The organism is Sciscionella marina DSM 45152 (assembly GCF_000379465.1).
GTDB lineage: Bacteria > Actinomycetota > Actinomycetes > Mycobacteriales > Pseudonocardiaceae > Sciscionella > Sciscionella marina.
Genome location: NZ_KB905425.1, coordinates 234,981 through 252,897 on the forward strand (window position 1 = coordinate 234,981; position 17,917 = coordinate 252,897).

24 protein-coding genes are annotated in these 17,917 nt (G+C 70.2%); 12 read left to right on the top strand and 12 right to left on the bottom strand.

Annotated elements, in window-relative coordinates:
* Positions 1-39 precede the first annotated feature (39 nt).
* The 5 genes from A37U_RS0134330 to A37U_RS46795 are packed head-to-tail and all read left to right on the top strand — an operon-like array spanning position 40 to position 4,038.
* Positions 40-996 carry a zinc-dependent alcohol dehydrogenase gene (locus A37U_RS0134330; protein ID WP_020501192.1) on the top strand — a complete coding sequence of 319 codons (957 nt, stop codon included), beginning with the start codon at positions 40-42 and terminating at the stop codon, positions 994-996.
* Between the two features lie 3 nt (positions 997-999).
* Entirely contained in the window at positions 1,000-1,398 is a 399-nt protein-coding gene (locus tag A37U_RS0134335) for a 6-pyruvoyl trahydropterin synthase family protein (protein ID WP_020501193.1), read from the top strand.
* Complete coding sequence (locus A37U_RS0134340) at positions 1,395-2,378, top strand: glycosyltransferase family 4 protein (protein WP_020501194.1); 984 nt, start codon at positions 1,395-1,397, stop codon at positions 2,376-2,378. Before A37U_RS0134335 ends, A37U_RS0134340 begins: the two co-directional genes overlap by 4 nt.
* A complete protein-coding gene (locus A37U_RS0134345; protein ID WP_020501195.1) occupies positions 2,375-3,115 on the top strand; it encodes a small ribosomal subunit Rsm22 family protein in 741 nt (246 codons plus the stop codon). Before A37U_RS0134340 ends, A37U_RS0134345 begins: the two co-directional genes overlap by 4 nt.
* On the top strand, positions 3,112-4,038 hold the full coding sequence (locus A37U_RS46795) for a lysylphosphatidylglycerol synthase transmembrane domain-containing protein (RefSeq protein ID WP_020501196.1): 927 nt from the start codon (positions 3,112-3,114) through the stop codon (positions 4,036-4,038). The genes A37U_RS0134345 and A37U_RS46795 overlap by 4 nt, the downstream gene beginning before the upstream one ends.
* On the opposite strand, the gene A37U_RS0134355 is transcribed toward A37U_RS46795, so the two are convergent.
* Positions 4,008-4,610, bottom strand: coding sequence for a creatininase family protein (locus tag A37U_RS0134355; RefSeq protein ID WP_020501197.1), 603 nt, complete (start codon positions 4,608-4,610; stop codon positions 4,008-4,010). The genes A37U_RS46795 and A37U_RS0134355 overlap by 31 nt on opposite strands.
* A gap of 32 nt (positions 4,611-4,642) precedes the next feature.
* Between A37U_RS0134355 and A37U_RS0134360 the strand changes: the two genes are divergently transcribed.
* Together A37U_RS0134360 and A37U_RS0134365 are read left to right on the top strand one after the other, a co-directional pair.
* Positions 4,643-4,996, top strand: a complete 354-nt coding sequence (locus tag A37U_RS0134360; RefSeq protein ID WP_020501198.1) for a BlaI/MecI/CopY family transcriptional regulator — start codon at positions 4,643-4,645, stop codon at positions 4,994-4,996.
* Positions 4,993-5,946 (top strand): M56 family metallopeptidase, encoded by a 954-nt coding sequence (locus A37U_RS0134365; protein ID WP_020501199.1) that lies wholly within the window; start codon positions 4,993-4,995, stop codon positions 5,944-5,946. Before A37U_RS0134360 ends, A37U_RS0134365 begins: the two co-directional genes overlap by 4 nt.
* Here A37U_RS0134365 and A37U_RS0134370 read toward each other — a convergent pair.
* Entirely contained in the window at positions 5,925-6,347 is a 423-nt protein-coding gene (locus A37U_RS0134370) for a type II toxin-antitoxin system VapC family toxin (protein ID WP_020501200.1), read from the bottom strand. The genes A37U_RS0134365 and A37U_RS0134370 overlap by 22 nt on opposite strands.
* Positions 6,335-6,601 carry a type II toxin-antitoxin system Phd/YefM family antitoxin gene (locus tag A37U_RS0134375; protein WP_020501201.1) on the bottom strand — a complete coding sequence of 89 codons (267 nt, stop codon included), beginning with the start codon at positions 6,599-6,601 and terminating at the stop codon, positions 6,335-6,337. Before A37U_RS0134375 ends, A37U_RS0134370 begins: the two co-directional genes overlap by 13 nt.
* Before the next feature lie 109 nt (positions 6,602-6,710).
* Between A37U_RS0134375 and purF the strand changes: the two genes are divergently transcribed.
* A complete protein-coding gene (purF, locus tag A37U_RS0134380) occupies positions 6,711-8,282 on the top strand; it encodes an amidophosphoribosyltransferase (protein ID WP_051111807.1) in 1,572 nt (523 codons plus the stop codon).
* Positions 8,283-8,307: 25 nt separating this feature from the next.
* Positions 8,308-9,396, top strand: a complete 1,089-nt coding sequence (gene purM, locus A37U_RS0134385) for a phosphoribosylformylglycinamidine cyclo-ligase (protein WP_020501203.1) — start codon at positions 8,308-8,310, stop codon at positions 9,394-9,396.
* 44 nt (positions 9,397-9,440) lie between these two features.
* Here purM and A37U_RS0134390 read toward each other — a convergent pair whose 3' ends face one another.
* Positions 9,441-9,626: a DUF3073 domain-containing protein gene (locus A37U_RS0134390; protein WP_026197919.1), complete on the bottom strand. Its 186-nt coding sequence runs from the start codon at positions 9,624-9,626 to the stop codon at positions 9,441-9,443.
* A 282-nt stretch (positions 9,627-9,908) separates the two neighbouring features.
* Between A37U_RS0134390 and A37U_RS0134395 the strand changes: the two genes are divergently transcribed.
* Positions 9,909-10,829 (top strand): DUF8083 family protein, encoded by a 921-nt coding sequence (locus A37U_RS0134395; protein ID WP_020501205.1) that lies wholly within the window; start codon positions 9,909-9,911, stop codon positions 10,827-10,829.
* A 24-nt stretch (positions 10,830-10,853) separates the two neighbouring features.
* Here the strand turns inward: A37U_RS0134395 and A37U_RS0134400 are convergent, their stop codons facing one another.
* The 4 genes from A37U_RS0134400 to A37U_RS0134415 form a co-directional block, all read right to left on the bottom strand.
* Positions 10,854-11,414, bottom strand: coding sequence for an RsiG family protein (locus A37U_RS0134400; protein ID WP_026197920.1), 561 nt, complete (start codon positions 11,412-11,414; stop codon positions 10,854-10,856).
* Positions 11,415-11,476: 62 nt separating this feature from the next.
* The gene (locus A37U_RS0134405; protein ID WP_020501207.1) at positions 11,477-11,929 is read right to left on the bottom strand and encodes a hypothetical protein; all 453 of its coding nucleotides are present in this window, start codon (positions 11,927-11,929) and stop codon (positions 11,477-11,479) included.
* Positions 11,926-13,023 carry a CAF17-like 4Fe-4S cluster assembly/insertion protein YgfZ gene (gene ygfZ / locus A37U_RS0134410; protein ID WP_026197921.1) on the bottom strand — a complete coding sequence of 366 codons (1,098 nt, stop codon included), beginning with the start codon at positions 13,021-13,023 and terminating at the stop codon, positions 11,926-11,928. Before ygfZ ends, A37U_RS0134405 begins: the two co-directional genes overlap by 4 nt.
* Positions 13,024-13,025: 2 nt before the next feature.
* Positions 13,026-13,457, bottom strand: coding sequence for a Fur family transcriptional regulator (locus A37U_RS0134415; protein WP_020501209.1), 432 nt, complete (start codon positions 13,455-13,457; stop codon positions 13,026-13,028).
* Positions 13,458-13,484: 27 nt separating this feature from the next.
* Between A37U_RS0134415 and A37U_RS0134420 the strand changes: the two genes are divergently transcribed.
* Both A37U_RS0134420 and A37U_RS46800 read left to right on the top strand, forming a co-directional pair.
* Entirely contained in the window at positions 13,485-14,321 is an 837-nt protein-coding gene (locus A37U_RS0134420; protein ID WP_020501210.1) for an aminodeoxychorismate lyase, read from the top strand.
* On the top strand, positions 14,294-15,472 hold the full coding sequence (locus tag A37U_RS46800; RefSeq protein ID WP_020501211.1) for a hypothetical protein: 1,179 nt from the start codon (positions 14,294-14,296) through the stop codon (positions 15,470-15,472). The genes A37U_RS0134420 and A37U_RS46800 overlap by 28 nt, the downstream gene beginning before the upstream one ends.
* Here the strand turns inward: A37U_RS46800 and A37U_RS0134430 are convergent.
* Genes A37U_RS0134430 through A37U_RS0134445 form a run of 4 tightly spaced genes read right to left on the bottom strand, consistent with a single transcriptional unit; the run spans position 15,389 to position 17,794 of the window.
* A complete protein-coding gene (locus A37U_RS0134430) occupies positions 15,389-16,246 on the bottom strand; it encodes a 5-oxoprolinase subunit C family protein (protein WP_020501212.1) in 858 nt (285 codons plus the stop codon). The two genes, A37U_RS46800 and A37U_RS0134430, sit on opposite strands and share 84 nt — an antisense overlap.
* Positions 16,234-16,827, bottom strand: a complete 594-nt coding sequence (locus A37U_RS0134435) for a 5-oxoprolinase subunit B family protein (RefSeq protein WP_020501213.1) — start codon at positions 16,825-16,827, stop codon at positions 16,234-16,236. The genes A37U_RS0134430 and A37U_RS0134435 overlap by 13 nt, the downstream gene beginning before the upstream one ends.
* Complete coding sequence (locus A37U_RS0134440) at positions 16,824-17,174, bottom strand: DUF427 domain-containing protein (RefSeq protein ID WP_020501214.1); 351 nt, start codon at positions 17,172-17,174, stop codon at positions 16,824-16,826. Before A37U_RS0134440 ends, A37U_RS0134435 begins: the two co-directional genes overlap by 4 nt.
* Complete coding sequence (locus A37U_RS0134445; RefSeq protein WP_020501215.1) at positions 17,174-17,794, bottom strand: heme-binding beta-barrel domain-containing protein; 621 nt, start codon at positions 17,792-17,794, stop codon at positions 17,174-17,176. Before A37U_RS0134445 ends, A37U_RS0134440 begins: the two co-directional genes overlap by 1 nt.
* Positions 17,795-17,917 lie beyond the last annotated feature (123 nt).

Consider the following 17,917-nt stretch of genomic DNA (forward strand, 5'->3'; position numbering starts at 1 on the left):
CCGTGACTGCCCCGGCGCACCGAACACGGAGGGTGGGCGATGGCAGAGGCGTTCTGGGTGCATTCTCCAGGAAAGGGCGAGTTGCATGGCCTCGACCTGCCCGCACCCGGCCCGGACGAGGTGCTGGTACGCACCCGCTATTCGGCGATCAGCAAGGGTACCGAACACCTGGTGTTCCACGGCCGGATTCCGGCGAGCCAGTACGCGCGGATGCGGGCGCCGTTCCAGGAGGGCGAGTTCCCGTTCCCGGTGAAGTACGGCTATCTGAATGTGGGCCGGGTGGAGCGCGGCCCGGATGAGCTGCGCGGCCGCACGGTGTTCTGCCTGTACCCGCACCAGAGTGCGTACGTGGTCCCGGCGAGCGCGGTGACCCCGATTCCGGACGAGGTTCCCGCGAACCGTGCGGTGCTCGCGGGAACGGTGGAGACCGCGGTGAACGCGCTCTGGGACGCGCGCCCGCAGCTCGGCGACCGGGTCGCGGTGGTCGGCGCGGGCATGGTCGGTTGCTGTGTCGCCGCACTGCTGGCCGGAATCCCCGGTGTCCGGGTGCAGTTGGTGGACACGAATCCGGAACGGGCAGCGGTCGCCGCGGCCCTCGGGGTGGAGTTCGCCGAGCCCGGGCAGGCACGCGGGAACTGTGATCGCGTGGTGCACGCGAGCGCGAGCGCCGAGGGGCTGGCCCGTTGCCTCGAACTGCTCGCGCCGCACGGCGAGGTGCTCGAGCTGAGCTGGTACGGCGATCGCCCGGTGACCGTGCCGCTCGGCGAGGACTTCCACTCGCGCAGGCTGACGGTGCGGGCCAGCCAGGTCGGCACGGTGGCGCATCCGCGGCGGGATTTCGCGCAGCGAATGGCACTGGCCGTGGAATTCCTCGCCTCGCCCGTTTTCGACGCGCTCATCACGGGAGAGAGCGCATTCGCCGAACTGCCGGAGAAAATGCCGGAGATCGTGAACTCGACCCGGTTGTGCCACCGAATTTCCTATCCAGGGGAGTAGATCATGTTCAGTGTCACCGTTCGCGATCACGTGATGGTCGCGCACAGTTTCCGCGGCGAGGTGTTCGGCCCGGCGCGCAATCTGCACGGTGCCACCTTCGTCGTGGACGCGACTTTCCGCCGCGCCGAACTGGATGCGGACAACATCGTGGTGGACATCGGCCGGGCCACCGCGAAACTGGGCGAGGTGCTCGGCGAACTCAACTACCGGAATCTGGACGAGGAACCGGCGTTCGCGGGCAGCAATACCTCGACCGAGTACCTGGCCAAGGTGATCGCCGACCGGCTCGCCGATCGGGTGCACGCGGGCGAACTCGGCGAAGGGGCACGCGGGCTTGCCGGAATCACCGTGACCCTGCACGAATCCCATATCGCGTGGGCGAGCTACGAGCGCGCGCTGTGATCCCGTTTCTGACTCCGGAACCGGCGGCGCCCAGCGGCGGGCACGTCTACAACGCCCGCATCGCCGCCGGACTCGGCCTGCACGAGGTCGTGCTGCCGGGGCGCTGGCCGGAACGGGACCAGTCCGCACGGATGGAGCTGGCCAGCGGGCTCGCCGTGCGGCCACCGGGATCCCGGGTACTGATCGATGGGCTTGTCGCGTGTGGACAGCCGGATGTCATTGTGCCCCAAGCGGAGCGGCTGAAGATCACCGTACTGGTGCATCTCCCGCTCACCGATGAGACCGGGGCGGACCCGCGACTCGAAGCGCGGGAACGGGAAACGCTGCACGCGGTGCACGCGGTGATCGCGACCAGCGAGTGCACCGCGCGCGATCTGGTGCGCCGACACGGGATTCCCGCGCGCCGGGTGCACATCGCGGTCCCGGGCACCGAACCCGCGCCGCTCGCGCCCGGCACCGACGGGCGCGGCGAACTGCTCTGCGTGGCCTCGCTGACCCCGCGCAAGGGGCACGAACTACTCCTCGATGCCCTCGCGCAGGTGCCCGAACTGGATTGGCGCTGTACCTGTGTCGGGCCGGGGAATCCCGGCCACCTCCGGGAAATCGCGGCACGCGCCGGGATCGCCGATCGGGTGTGGTTCACCGGGCCGCTGACCGGAACCGCGCTCACGCGGCGGTATGCGGCCGCCGATCTGTTCGTGCTCGCCTCGCACGCCGAGACCTTCGGCATGGCGCTCACCGAGGCGATCGCGCGCGGGATTCCGGTGCTCGCCACGGCGGCCGGTGCGGTCCCGGGGACGGTCGGCACGGCCGGGTTGCTCGTCGAACCGCGTGATCCGGCGGCCTTCGCGAGCGCGCTGCGGCTCTGGTTCGTCGAGGAAGCGCTGCGCGTTCGGCTACGCAAGGCCGCGCGGGAGCGCCGTACGATACTGGGCACGTGGGAGGAGACGATCCGGTGCATCGCGGGAGTGCTGGAATGACCTTCAGCGCCGACTGGCTCGCGCTGCGGGAACCGGCCGACGCCGCCGCGCGCTCCCGGGAACTGGCCGAGCTCATCCGGCTGCCCGAGCGCGCGATCATCCGGGACCTCGGCGCCGGAACCGGTTCCATGGGCCGCTGGCTCGCCCCGCTGCTTTCCGGGGGACAGCACTGGATCCTGCACGACCGGGACCCGGAACTGCTCGCGGCCGCGCGACTGCCGGTCAGCTGGGAACCCGAAGCGGGCCCGCTGCCTGCCGAATTCGCGGGTACCTCGCTGGTCACCGCCTCCGCGCTGCTCGATCTGCTGGACACCGCGCAGCTCGAGGCGCTCGCGACCGGATGCGTAGCCGCGGGCTGCCCCGCGCTGCTCACCCTCACCGTCATCGGCGAGGTGCGGTTCGCCCCGGCCGATCCGCTCGATGCCGAGCTGGTACGGGCCTTCAATGCGCACCAGCGCAGGCACACCGGGCTCGGTCCGGATGCCGTGGACGCCGCGGCGAACTCCTTCGCGCGTGCGGGTGCGCGGGTGCACCGGAGGCCGAGTCCGTGGCGGCTCGATGCGCCGAGCGCGCTCGCCGGGGAATGGCTGCGCGGCTGGGTGCGTGCCGCGGTGGAGTACCGCCCGGAACTCGCCGGACCGGCGCGCGAGTATCTGGCTCACCGGCTCGCGACGCCCTTCAGCGTTACCGTCGGGCACGAGGATCTGCTCGCGATTCCGGAAGGTAGCCCGGCATGACCGCCAAGCTGTGGTCGGTACTGCAACCGTTGCTCGGAGCCGGGGTGCTGCTCGTCCTCGTACTGCGGCTCGGCACGGATTCCGCACTGCACGGGCTGGCCGCACTGCGCCCGGGGACGCTGCTCGCCGCGCTCGAGATCGGGTTCCTCACCACGGTGTGCAGCGCGCGCCGGTGGTGGCACATCGCCCGCGCCGTGGACATCCGGCTGCCGCTGGACACCGCGATCGCCGACTACTACCGCGCGCTGCTGCTCAACGCGGTGCTTCCGGTCGGCGTGCTCGGGGATGTGCACCGGGGACTGCACCACGGGCGGCTGATCGGGGATGTCGGCAAGGGAATGCGCGCGGTCGCACTGGAACGCAGCGCGGGCCAGATCGTCGGGATCGCGGTCGCCGTGCTGATCCTGCTCGCCCAGCCGCAACTGCTCGGCCTGCTCGCCCCGTACGCGGCCTGTCTGCTCGCCGGATTCGCACTGCTGGCGGCGCTCGCCGTGGTCCTGTTGGTGCGCCGGAACCGGGTGCTGATGCGCATTCTCGCCGAGGCCAGGACCGCGTTCACCGGTTCGGCGCTGCGCGGGGTGCTGCTCATGTCGGTGCTGACCTTCCTCGGGCACGTGCTGCTGTTCCTGATCGCCGCACGCGCCTCCGGGGCAACCGCCGGCGTGGCGGAGCTGCTTCCGCTCGTGGTGCTCGGGCTGCTGGCGATGTCCCTTCCGGTCAACATCGGCGGTTGGGGACCGCGCGAAGCCGTGCTCGCCATCGGTTTCGGTGCCGCGGGCCTCGGCGCGGGGGCCGGACTCGCCGCCGGGGTGGCCTACGGGGTGCTCACCCTGGTCGCCGCTTTGCCGGGTGCCCTCGTGTTGCTCCTGCGCCGGGATGCGCGGATCGCGCCCTATCCTGACCCGCGCGCCTGCACTGGCTGAACAGCGTCAGGTATTCGGTGAAGGATTCGACCAGGCGAGGGGCGCCCGATCACCCCGGTTTCGGGCCGCACCAAACCGGGATGCGCGCGCAACAGGATCGAGGTCTCCCGCTCGCCCGCGTGCATGTCCTCGTCCGGATGCGTCAGCACACCCGCTGCCTCGTGCGCCCGCGCCCAGTCGAGCGGGCTGCGAAACAGCGCCAGGTTCGCCGACTCCTGCACGGTGTTGCCGAGCACGTGGTTGCCGCCGTGCCCGTTCACCAGCACCAGGCCCGCGATCCCGGGAAGCGAGGCGGCCACATCCCGGACGAACGCGTCGAGGGTGCGCGCCGAGATGCTCACCGTGCCCGGCCAGTCCGCGTGCTCCTGGGAGCAGGAGATGGGCAGCGCGGGCAGCAGGCGCACCGGATGGGTGGCGGCGAGCTCGCCCGCGATGGTCGCCGCGATCAGGGTGTCGGTGGCCGGCGGCAGATAGGGACCATGCTGTTCGTGACTGCCGATGGGCAGCACCGCGATCCGGGCCGCGCGCTGGTGTTCCTCGGTCGTCGTCGCCGTGGGGAGCAGAGTGTCCACATCGGTACCCTAGGAGCGGAGGAGGTGGCCGCGTGCACGGTCTCGGTGAGCTCGAGGGCAAGGTGATGGACGTCCTGTGGGGCGCCGACCGGCCCCTGCGGGTGCGGGATGTGCTCGAGCACCTGGACACCGCGCGGCCGCTCGCCTACACCACGGTGATGACGGTGCTGGACAACTTGCACGGCAAGGGTTGGGTGCACCGGGAACGCGATGGGCGCGCCTATGCGTACCTGCCCGCGCGCAGCAGGGAGGAGGCGGGCGCCCAGCTGCTGCGCGAGGTGCTCGAATCCAGCGGCAACGCCGAACGGGTACTGCTGCACTTCGCCGAATCCGCCACCGAACGCGAGTCCGAACTGCTGCGCAAGGTGTTCGGGGAGGATCGATGACGCTCGCGCTCGGCCTGTTCCTCGCCGCGCTCCTGATCGGGCTGCTTGCTCCGCGGTACCTGCAAATCGCCGTCGATCCGGGCGTGCACCCGAGGCTGGCCCTGCTCGCCTGGACCGGATCGCTGGCCACCATGCTCGCCGCCGCGCTCGGTTCCGCGGCGCTGTTGGCCTTCCCCGCCCGCGCGAACGTGGACGGGATCATCGGCATGACCCACACCTGTGTGAACGTCGCCCGTTCCGGAGGGGTGCCCGGCCTGCGCCTGATCGTGGCGCCACTGGTCGGTGCCGCGCTGTTCGCCGCGCTTGTCTGGTTCGGCCTGGTCGCCGCTCGTGTTCTGGTGCGCAACCTGCGCTGGCGGCGCAGCCACCTCTCGCTGGTGCGCGCGTGCGGCACCGAGGAACACGACTGGCGTGGGACCACGGTGTTCTGGCTCGACCAGCACGCCCCGGTCGCGTACAGCCTCGGCGGGCGCAACGGCACCGTCGTGGTCACCAAGGGCGTCGCCGAGCTGCCCGCCTCGCAGCGGGCCGCCATCCTCGCGCACGAGCACGCCCACCTGCGGGCACGGCACCACCTGCTGGTGCTCGCCGCCGAGGCCTGTGCCCGCGCCTTCCCGTTCCTTCCGCTGTGCCGCAGCGCGCCCCCGATCCTGCGGATGCTGGTCGAGCTGTCCGCGGATGCCTGTGCCGCGCGTGAACACGGCAGCCGATCGGTGCGGGACGCCCTGCGTACGCTCGCCGACGGACATCCCAGTGCTCCGGTGCCCGCGCTCGGCATGTCCCGGGACGCCGTGCGTGCCCGGCTGCGCTGGCTCGGCCCCGAGCGGGCACCCGAGCGCCGTGCCGACTTCGCGCTCACCGCGGTCTTCTCGGCCGTCCCGGTGCTCGCCGCGATCGCGGTCAGCGTGGCGCTCGTGCTGTTCTACTGCTACGCGCTGCGACCCGCCTGACCACTGCTGAGCACCACGCACTCGACCCCGGGAAGGGCGTCGAACCGGGTGCGGGCGTCCGTGGTGTAGACGGTGCGCGCATACGAGCGGGCGGTGGCGGCGATGATCAGGTCGTGGGCATCGCGTGGTTTCCCGGAACGGCGGGTGTGCGCCAGCAACTCCGCGTGGTGCTCGGCAACGGCGTCGTCGTATTCGAGGGTGGGCGCCACCTCGAGCAGCGAGTCCAGATACCCCCGCATGGCCGCGGCGCGCTGCTCGTCCTGGTCGAGCTCGATCCCGGCGAGGAATTCGGCGACCACGAGTACGGGGATGGCGATGTCGTCCGCGTCGTCCAGTTCAGGCAACGGCTCCTTTTTCGCCCCGGCGATCAGCACACCGGTGTCCAGAACTACTCGGCCCATGGATCCGCGTCCGCCTCGGCGGTGGGGAGCTCGCGAACCGCGGCGACGTGACCGGCGAGCTCATCGGCCGCTTCGGACAGTGCAGGGTGCTCGGCCCAGCGCCGCATGGCCGCGCGGACGGCGGCCCCGTTCGCCCGGCCTGCGGGCGCGATCAGGGCGATCCGCTTCCCGCCGCGGGTCAGCGCGATCGTCTCGCCCCGTTCGGTCCGGTCGAGCACCGCTTTGAAGTTCCGGCTGGCCTCGGTCGCGGTCATCTCCCGCACGGAATCAGATTATCAGATTCCGTACTGTCCGTGATCCGCGCGGCGGCACCCGATGTGCAGGTGCGCGGGTTCGGGCAACGTACACTCTTGACGTATACGGATGCCCCTGGCGAGGAGCGATTGCGTGGCCACCGAATCCACAGCTGAACAGGTCGTCGGCGAGCGGGAGCCGCGTGAGGAATGCGGCGTGTTCGGCGTTTGGGCCCCTGGTGAGGACGTCGCCAAGCTGGCCTTTTACGGGCTGTACGCACTGCAGCACCGCGGTCAGGAGGCGGCGGGGATCTCCGTGGCCGACGGTAAGCAGATCGTGGTGTTCAAGGATCTCGGGCTGGTCAGCCAGGTCTTCGACGAGAAGGTGCTGACCAGTCTGCGCGGGCACCTCGCGGTGGCGCACTGCCGTTATTCGACGACCGGATCGACGGTGTGGGAGAACGCACAGCCGATTTTCCGGGACACCGGGGACGGTAACGGGCTGACCTTCGCGCACAACGGCAACCTGGTGAACACCGAGGAACTGCGGGAGCGTTCGGAGTCCGCCGGGCTCAAGCCGATGCGCGGGCTGACCGGTTCGAGCTCGGACTCGGACCTGATGTGCGGGCTGCTCGCGCACCTGAGCAGGAGCGAATCGCTGTCCCTCGAACAGGCCGCGATGCGCCTGCTGCCCACCCTGCGCGGCGCGTTCTGCCTGGTGTTCTCGGACAAGGACACGCTCTACGCCGCGCGCGATCCGCATGGCGTGCACCCGCTCGTGCTCGGCAGGCTCGAACGCGGCTGGGTGGTCGCCAGCGAGACGGCCGCGCTGGACATCGTGGGCGCGAGCTTCGTACGCGAGGTGGAGCCGGGTGAGCTGATCGCGATCGACGCCGAGGGGCTGCGCTCCTCGCGGTTCGCCACTCCGGAGCCGAAGGGCTGTGTTTTCGAGTACGTCTACCTAGCCCGCCCGGACAGTTCGATCGCCGGGCGCAGCGTGCACTCCACCCGGGTGGAGATCGGGCGCAGGCTCGCGGACGAGGCGCCCGCCGAGGCCGATCTGGTCATCCCCGTCCCGGAATCGGGCACCCCGGCCGCGGTCGGGTTCGCCCAGCGCTCGGGTATTCCGTACGGCCAGGGCCTGGTCAAGAACGCCTATGTCGGGCGCACCTTCATCCAGCCATCGCAGACCATTCGCCAGCTCGGCATCCGGCTCAAACTCAACCCGCTGCGCGAGGTGATCCGGGGCAAGCGGCTCGTCGTCGTGGATGATTCGATCGTGCGCGGGAACACCCAGCGCGCCCTGCTGCGCATGCTGCGCGAGGCGGGCGCGGTCGAGGTGCACGTGCGCATCGCCTCCCCACCGGTGCGCTGGCCCTGCTTCTACGGCATCGACTTCGCCACCCGCGCCGAGCTGATCGCGAACGGGCTCGACGCGGACGGGGTGCGCCGCTCGATCGGTGCCGATTCGCTCGCCTATGTCTCGATCGACGGGATGACCGCGGCCTCGGATCAGCCGCGCAACCGGTTGTGTGCCGCCTGCTTCGACGGCGAGTACCCGATCGCCCTGCCGAAGGGCGCGCTCGCCGGTAAGAACCCCGAAGACAACACGGCACCGGACTCGGATCCGGGTGCCTTCGGAGCATCCGGTACACCGGTACCGGCCGGGTACGGCGCGCAGGAAGCCGTACGGCGTCCCTGATCAATTCAGGCTGGAGAATCTCGTAGTGCGCAACGAAACAGGTTCCTCGCAGGTCACCTACTCCTCAGCCGGAGTGGATATCGAGGCAGGCGAGGAGGCCGTCGAGCGGTTCAAACCCTTCGCGGCGAAGGCCACCCGGCCGGAGGTACGCGGTGGCCTCGGTGGGTTCGCCGGGTTGTTCGCCCTCAAAGCGGAACGGTGGCGCGAACCGCTACTCGCTTCCTCGACCGATGGGGTCGGCACCAAGGTCGCGATCGCCCAGGCGATGGATGTGCACGACACCATCGGCAAGGACCTGGTCGCCATGGTGGTGGACGACCTCGTGGTCTGCGGGGCCGAGCCGCTGTTCATGCAGGACTACATCGCGGTCGGGCACGTCGACCCGGAGCGGGTGGCGATGCTGGTCAAGGGCACCGCGGAGGGGTGCGTGCTGGCCGGCTGCGCCCTGCTCGGCGGGGAGACCGCGGAGCATCCCGGGCTGATGGCCGAGGGGGACTACGACATCTCCGGCACCGGGGTGGGCGTCGTCGAGGCCGACGATCAGCTCGGCCCGGACCGGGTGCGCCCCGGCGATGTGGTGCTCGCGCTCGGTGCTTCCGGACTGCACGCCAACGGCTACTCGCTCGCACGCCGGGTGTTGCTGGACATCGCGCGCATGCCGTTGGACGGGCACGTCGAGGAATTCGGCCGCACCCTCGGTGAGGAACTACTCGAACCGACCCGTATCTACGCCAAGGACTGCCTCGCGCTCGCCGCGGAGACGAGCGTGCGGACCTTCGCGCACGTGACCGGCGGCGGGCTGGCGAACAATCTCGGCCGGGTGCTCCCGGAAGGGTTGACCGCCGTGCTCGACCGGGACACGTGGAACCCCGCTCCGGTGTTCGGCCTGATCGCCCAGCGTGGGCGCATCGACCGCGCGGAGATGGAGCGCACGTTCAACATGGGAGTCGGCATGGTGGCCGTCATCGATCCCGAGGATGTCGACCGGGCGCTCGCCGTGCTCACGGCACGGCATGTGCCCGGCTGGGTGCTTGGTGAGATCAAGCCCAGCAAGGACATCGACGGGTCCGACGATGTTTCCGTGTTGCTCCGAGGGAACCACTCACGGTTCTGACCGATTCCCGGTGCCGCCGATGGCGGCACCGGTCCACTACTCGGTCAACGTCGGTAGTCGTAGTCGTCGTACGGATCCCCGTACTTGTCCTCGTAGGCATCATCGTCCTGCGTGGACTTGGAACTGGACAACTCGCGCTGTAAGGCATCAAGGTCCGTGTCCGGGCCGCTGTTGTACTTCAGCTCCCGTGCCACTTTCGTTTGCTTGGCCTTCGCTCGGCCGCGCCCCATCTGGCTCGACCCCCTCATGCAAGGGGCAGGGCGGCCGGGGGAACGGCGGCCCTGCATCTACTGGACATGTTTCGTAGTAACTACCGTACAGGTTCGACGCGGTTTGGCGCGACGTGGCTTGCCTGTGTGTGTCCCGACATTCCCTGGTGATTCGGTTGCCCTGGCGAGATACGTTCCGGCTGTCCCGCCAATGTGGGGACGCTCACAGAATCGTTCCCGGATAGGACGGGCGTACTGGTACCACCACGGCGCCCGCAGCACGCGCGTGGCACGATTTAGGGTGTGCCCCGTCCGTTCGTTGCCTACCTGCGCGTATACCAACCGCTGACGGCCTTCTCCGACGAGTTCGCCGCGCGGTTGCGTCGTGGGCTCTCCGAGCATCCGTTGACTCGCGCCGGGATCGGTGAACGGGAGCGGGAGCTGTGGCTGCGTTCCCAGCTCGCCGTGCCGCGGCGGCTGCTGCCCGGCGAGTTCTCCGACGGCAGGCCGAATCCGAACGCCCCGCAGGACGTGCTCGTGCTCGACCCCACCGAGGTCACCGATCTCGACCGGGGAACGGGTTTCGGCGCGGAGGGAGCCGAAGTCGCCGAGCTCGCCCCGCTGGTGTGCCCGCTCGATATGCGCCCGCGCTCGGCCGCCGCGCTCGTGGGATTCCTTTCCGGCGCGCCGACTCCACTGTCCTCGGCCGCGGTGGACGCCTCCTCCGATGTGGTGCGCTCGAGGGCCTCCTCGGTGATGGCCCAGCTGCCTTCCGGAGCGGTGCACTCGGTCTCCTCCACCTACACGGTTCCGCTGCCCTGGTTCGCGCTCGTCGAGCAGGAGGAGCGGTACGTGCGGCTGGCCCCGCGCGAGGACCCGGCGCGGGCCGTGCGCTGGACCGTGACCATGGAATCCGCCAGGGCCAGGGTCGCGCGGGCGGGCAAGGTGGCCGGTGAGGCGATCGGGGAGAGCGGGCCGGCGCGGATACTCAACGACACCGACCGGTGGCTGCGGCACTTCGACGAGGACTCGGTACTCGAGCTGGACTACGGTGGGCTGGTGCAGCTCATGGACGACGACCAGATCCTCGCCGACACCAGCGCCGATGACGTGCAGCGGATCGTGGACGCACTGGAACGCGGCGATGGGGACGAAGTCGGCGAGCGCTATGAACGGCTGCGGGATTTCTGGGGTGATCTGGCCATGTTCGAAAGGGCGAACTGACGCGCATCCGGGGAGACCGTGCGCCTAGTCCTCGGTGCGCTCGGCGTCCAGTAGCTCGTCCACGCTCGCGCTGCCTTTGCGGTAGCGGCCCGCGATCTCGTCGTTGAGCACGTCGACCACCTGCTGCACCTGTTTGCGGAAGCCGGACACCGAGTCCTCCTCGGCCTGGTAGGCCGCGAGTGCCCGGTCGAGCTGTTCATCGGTGAGCGAACCGACGTCGGAGAGGTCGACATCGGAGATGAGCGCTTCGACGTGGCGCCGGTGTGCCTCGGCGCGTGAGGGGGTGAGCTCGGAGAACCGCCCGGAGCCTTTCGCCGGTCCGACGGCGTTGCGGGAGAGGATGTCGGCGAGCTGGTCGACGACGGGTTCGTCCCCGCCGTGTTCGCGCCTGCGCTGTTCGGCGCGCACGATGTCCATCCGCGCGTGCAGGAGTCGCCGCAGGTAGGAGAGGTCGGTCTCCTCCTGGGCTGCCTCGTCGCGCAGTTCGCGGACCTCGGCGAGCGGGCGCACGGCGGATCGCGTCGTGTAGTCGGGGGCGAGAACGCGGTCGATGCGCCTGCGTCCCCCAGGGCGGACCTCCATCACGGCTCCATCCTGCGATATGCCGGGTGCACATGGTCAGTGTGGTCGGAACTTTTCCGCAGAACTTACGGTACTGGTTCCGTCCCCAGCAGTATTTTCGCGGAGTCGGGTGACATCGGTGCGCGTCCCGACAAGCGGGCGAGGCCCGCGGCGAACGCCACGAGACGGGGGTCCTCTCCGTCCGGGGTGTCCGCGCTGCCCACCCGCAGGTTGGCGTGCGCGGAAAGGGCGGCGAGCAGCACATCCACCCCGCCGCCGAGCACCGGAACGGCGTCCTCGGGCAGCGAGCGGAGCAGCTCGGCGACGGTGTGCAGGTCGCCATCGGGGAGTACGTACTGGTGCCGCAACTGCACATCTTCACCCGCGACAAGTAACCCGGTCTCGGTACGGATCGCCGCGAGCTCGGCCGCTCTGGTGCCCGGCGGTGGGATGAGTACCGAGGCGCCGACCCGCGCGCAGTCGGCCATGCTGGTGGCCAGCCGCTCGGTGCCGCGCGGGGCCACCGCGATGACGGTCACTTGCCCCGTAATGCCGCGGCGGCCGCCTTGCCCGGTGCCACGTGCTCGGCGGGGATCGAATCGGGGTCGACGGCCGCCTGGATGGCGCGGTCCTCGGCACCGGCGATCAGTTCGCCGTCCACCGGGGCGGAACGTTTGAGCAGGGCGAGCGCGATCGGGCCGAGCTCGTGGTGGGTGATCACGGTGCCCACCCGGCCGACCGTCTTGGTCCCGGAGAGCACCGGGTCGCCGGTCTGCGGCAGCACCTCGGGCGAACCGTCCAGGTGCAGCAGCATGAGCCTGCGCGGCGGCTGGCCGACATTCTGCACTTTGGACACGGTCTCTTGTCCGCGATAGCAGCCCTTGTCCAGATGCACCGCGCTCGGGACCCAGCGTGCTTCGTGCGGAATCGTGCGCTCATCGGTGTCCACGCCGAGCCGGGCGCGCAGACCCTCCACCCGCAGCGCCTCGTAGGTCCAGGTGCCGGTCGGACGCACCCCGGCCTCGGTGACGCGCCGCCACCAGTCGACCAGTTCGGCGCGCGGCACCAGCAGATCGTAGGAGCCGGGCATGGCGCGGACGAGGCCCTGGCCACCGGGGAGTTCGCGCACCGCGTACGGCTCGTCCGGGAGTTCGAAGTCGACGAGTGCGCCGGCCTCGGGACCGAGCAGGGTGAGCACGCCCAGCTCGGCGATCGAGGTCTCCACAGCCGACCAGAATTTCATCGACTCCAGGTATTCGCGCAGCGGCTCCGCACGACCGGGCTCGTTGTCGAGGTAGACCGTTCGGTTCAGATGGGCGAGGACCGCGTGGTGCTCGACGCGGCCATGGCTGTCCAGTACCAGCGCCTCGGTGCCGCTGCCCTCAGGCAGTTCGGTGAGCAGCTGCGAGGTGAGCAGGTTCAGCCAGGAAAACCGGTCGTCCCCGGTGACCGCGATGACCCCGCGATGCGAGCGATCGAGCACGGCCGCCGAGCGTGCAGCGGTGCGCTGCTCGCCGAACGGGTCGCCGAAATGCCACGCGACGCCGTGGTCCGGTGAGTCGTCCGGGTTGGCGATGGCCCCGGGTAGTTCGAGTAGCGGTGAGCTCACGCTTCTTTCCTCAGACACAGGCATCCTCAGACACAGTCGTTCCTGACACAGCCGGCGCAGCGCCCGGTGAGCGCGACGTGGTTGGTATCCAGTACAAACCCGGCGCGCTCGCGCAATGTTCCCGCGAGCGGTTCGAGTACGGACGTGCCGACCTCCTCGGTCGCCCCGCAGCGCTGGCACACCAGGTGCACATGCCGGTGTTCGGGGACCGCGTAGATCGGTGCACCCGGGCCGAGATGGGTGCGCGTGACGAGCCCGAGACTCTCGAGCAGTTCCAGGTTGCGGTAGACGGTGGTGATGTTCACCCCGCTCGCCCTGCGGCGTACCTGGGCGCAGATCTGCTCCGGAGTGGAGTGTTCCAGTTCGGCGATCGCGTCGAGCACGAGCTGGCGCTGCGGAGTCATGCGCAACCCGTTGCGATGCAGCGTGTTGCGTAGTCCTGCCTGCTCGGCCTCCACACCCCCAAGCGTACTAACGTTGCGGACATGCGTGTACTGGTGATGCTCGACGGAACCGTCGCCGACCCCGAAGCGGCACACATCCGGGTGGATGATCTCGGTCTCATGCGCGGGGACGGGGTCTTCGAAACGATCCTCGTGGTGGACGGGAAACCGCGGGAACTCGATCTGCACCTCGACCGGCTCGCGGCCTCTGCGGCCAAGCTTGAGCTGCCCGAACCCGATCGTGTGGCCTGGCAGCACGCCGTCGAGGCGGTGCTCGAGCGCTGGACCGAGCCGGAGTGCGCGCTGAAGCTCGTGTACACCCGCGGCCCCGAGGACACCGATGAGGTGACCGGTTTCGCTCTCGGCATGTCGATCGGCGAACAGGTGCACGAGCTGCGGCGCACCGGGGTCTCCGCGGTGACCTTGGAACGCGGCATCGACCCGGGCCTCGCCGAGCGCGCCCCGTGGCTGCTGCTCGGGGCGAAGTCGCTGTCCTACGCGCTCAACATGGCAGCGGGGCGGGAAGCCAAGCGCCGCGGTGCCCAGGAGGTCATCTTCACCGCGAGCGACGGCACCGTGCTCGAAGGGCCGACCTCGACCGTGGTGCTCGCCTCCGGAAACACCCTGCGCACCCCGCCCGCCCAGATCGGCATCCTGCCGGGCACCACGCAGGCCGGGCTGTTCCGCGCCGCCGAGCGTGCGGGCTGGACCTGCACGACCGAGTCCATCGCGGTCGAAGACCTGTTCACCGCCGATGTGGTCATGGTCGCTTCCTCGGTCCGCAAGATCACCCGCGTGCACACCCTGGACGGCAAGCAGCTCGGGGACTCCTCCGCGCTGCACGAGCAGCTGTGCGCACTCTACGAAGCGGAGTACTGAGCCCGCGTCTGCTGTCCGCCCGGACGCTGCTGCTCGCCGCGCTGCTGGCGAGCGCGGTGTTCGCCGGGATCTACGCGGCGGTCACCGGACTCGAACCGCACCGGATCTGGGCGCTCGCCGCGGTGTTCGGGTACGCGGGCGCGTTGCTCGCGGCCCCGTTGCCGTGGCGTGCCCCGGCCGCTGTGCTGCTGGCGCTCGGCACGCTGCTCGTCCCGCTCGGCATCGAGCTGGCGACCGGGGTGGCCAATCCGGAGATCGCGATCCTCCGGGACGCCGCGGCCCGCTGGCTCGAGACCGGGACCCCGTTTCCGCATCCGAGCGGGAGCGGGGATCCGAATTCCTTCAATGTCTACCTGCCCGGGCTGGCTCTTTTCGGGTTGCCCTCGGCGCTGTTCGGCGGTGGCCCGGCCACCGATCCACGGCTGTATCTGGGGCTCGCCGCTGTCCTGCTGTTCGGCCTGTTGCGCAACCGGCGGCTGGTGTTCGCGCTGCTGTGCTGCCCGTTCGTGGCCCTGCAACTGGTCACCGGGGCCACCGATGTTCCGGTGCTCGGCTGCCTCTGCCTCGGTCTGGTGCTCGCCGGGCGGGACCGGTTCGCCGCGGCCGGGCTGCTCATTGGGTTCGCCGCCGCCATGAAGGCCTTCGCCTGGCCCGCGGTGATCGTGCTACTCGTGCTCGCTTGCGCGCGCGGCGGGGTCCGTGCCGGGCTGCGTGCCGTGGTCGCCGTACTGATTCCGCCGCTGGTGCTGCTGGTGCCGGTGATCATCGCCGATCCGCACGCCTTCGTGGTCAACGCGATCGAGCTGCCGCTTGGTGGCCTGGATGTGCGGCTGACCGCGGGCAGTCCGCTGCCGGGGCAGCTGCTCGCCAGCCTGGTACCGGGTGGCAGCGCCATCGCGGGCGGGCTGCTCGCGCTCGCCGCGCTGGTGCTCGGGGTGCTGTTGCTGCGCAGGCCGCCGCGGGACGCGGTGCACGCGGCGCGGTGGCTCGCGCTCGGCCTGCTGCTCGCGGTGTTGCTCGCCCCGTCGAGCCGGTACGGCTATCTGGTGTACCCGGTCGGCCTGCTGCTACTGCCGTACCTTGCTGTGCCTATAGAAAAACTGGATACGAGTCCCTGGGCGCGCCTGGGCGATCGAGGCGAGCGCGGCTGAGTCCACGATCCCGACGACCGGGTAACCGCCCGTCGTCGGGTGATCGGCGAGGAACACCAGCGGCACCCCGTCGGTGGGTACCTGGATCGCTCCGGTGCGGATCGGCTCGCTCGGCAGTTCCACGCCCACCCGCTCGGGCAGCCTGCGCAGTGCGGGGCCCTCGAGCCGCGCCCCGATCCGGTCACTGGTCGCGGACAGGTGCCAGAGCCCGCTGCCGAGCTCCCGGTGGAACCAGTCGGCGCGCGGACCGGGCAGTACCGGGAGGGTGAGCGCGTCCGAGAAGGGTCCGCTGGGTACCCCGTCCTCGCCGTGCGGCAGATCCGCCGCGGTCCCGATGTCGAGCACGTCCCCCGCTCGCAGCGGCGCGGGACCGAGACCGGAGAGGGTGTCGGTGGCCCGGCTGCCGAGTTCTTCGGGCACCTCGATGCCCCCGCGCACGGTCACATAACAGCGCATCCCCCTGGTCACGGTGCCGAGCTCGAGCGATTCGCCCGCGCGCAGGTAGATCGGCGCGCCGATGTCGTGTCCGTGCACCGGAACCTCCGCACCGGTCACGGCGACCGTGACCGGGGTGTCCGCGCGCAGCCGCAGCCCGCCGAGCAGCACCTCGATGCCCGCGGTCGCTTCCGGATTGCCCAGCAGGCGGTTGCCCAGCCGCAGCGCGGGTGCGTCGAGCGCCCCCGATGGCGGTACCCCGAGTGCCGCGTAGCCGGGCCGGCCGAGGTCCTGGATCAGGGCACCGGGGCGCACCTCGAGCACGGTCAGCCGGCGCATGGCTCGAACCTGACCAGGTCACCGGGCCGGAGCAGGGCGGGAACGCTGGCCCGGGGGTCGAACAGCACCACATCGGTGGCGCCGAGCAGTCGCCAGCCGCCGGGGGAGGAGCGCGGATAGATGGCGCTGAACTCCCCCGCGATCGCGACCGATCCGGTCGGCACGCTCGTGCGCGGGCTCGGCAGGCGCGGCTGGTGCAGCGCGGCAGGCAGTCCGGTCAGGTAACCGAATCCGGGGGAGAACCCGCAGAACGCGACCGTGTAGTCGACACTCGCGTGCAGTTCGGCCACCTCGGCGACGGTGCACCCGGCGGTCTCCGCGATGAGCTCGATATCGGGTCCGGTGTAGCGCACCGGAACACGCACGAGCTTGCCCGGCTCACCCGCGTGGGTCCCGGCCCCGGCGAGCACCGAACGCACCCGCTCGGGTTCGGCGCCGGTGACCAGCAGGGTGCGTGCCGCGGGAACCAGTTCGCTCGCTTCGATACCGGAATCGAGCACGGCCCGGTGGGCGGCTCGCACCTGCTCGATCGAATCGAACTCGGCGAGCACTCCATCGGCGCCGTACGGCAGCAGTCTCACCGGTCCGCGGTGACCTCGACTCGCTCGTCGGCGAAACAGATCAGGTCGGTGATGTCGGGTCCTTGGATGTTGCTGCGCACGGCGTTCTGCCCGGCGTAGGACCAGGCCACATCCGGGTAACCGGGGTAGCCGAAGTACTCGGCATCGCCCTTGAACGGGCAGTGCGTCGAGGTCTCCGAGCGGGTGAGCAGTTCCATGCGCACATCGGCGCGCGGAAGGTAGTGGCGCAGCGGGTACCCCGTCTCGGCAAGGGTGACCGCGCGGTCCGAATCGGCGACCGTCTCGCCGTCGATGCGCACCCGGACCCGGTAACCGGGCTGCTCGGTGCTGATCTCGTGCCCAGTCATCAGCCGACCACTCTCGTCAGCTGGGCGGAGATGTGCGGCTGCAGCTCCTGACCGGCCATCGCGCGTTCCTCGACGTAGCCGAGGTCACCGCTGGGCATGAGCCCGTACAGCCGGGTCGCCCCGTTGACCTCCTTGGCGCTGGAGCTGCGCATCACGATGTCGGTGCCGATCTCCCAGGAGGTCTGGTTGCGCGGTTTGCCGTAGTAGATCTCCACGATCCCGGTGTTGTGCGCGAGCAGCACCTCGATGGTGTCGTCCTCCTGCGGTCGCCACCATCCGGTCTCGCGCGCGGCCTGCCGGATCACCTTGTCGTCCTCGTCGAGCAGCCAGGACCGCGATTCGTAGTGCAGGAACGGGCGCCCGTCGTGGGAGAACACGATCTGCTGGCCGTACCGGTAACGCTCGATGGTCGGGTAGTCGGCCTCGCCGGTGCCCCGCCACACCCCGATGAGCGGGAGCAGTGCCAGACACCGGTCGTGCAGGTCCGGACCCTCGCGCAGGTTCGCGGTGTCCTCCTCGACCGGGAGGTCCGCGAACCGCGGAAGGTTACGGCCCGCCGTGTGTTCTGCGCGCGCCGCTGCCGCCTCGATGGCCTCGTTGCCGCTCGTCGGTTCCGTCATCGCCTGCCGTCCGCCAGCAGGCGGTACACGATGTAGCAGGAGGCCCAGACGATGACCACGGTCATCACGGCAAGCAGTACTTCGAAGAAGATCGCCACAGGTCCAGGATATCGCTCCGGGAAC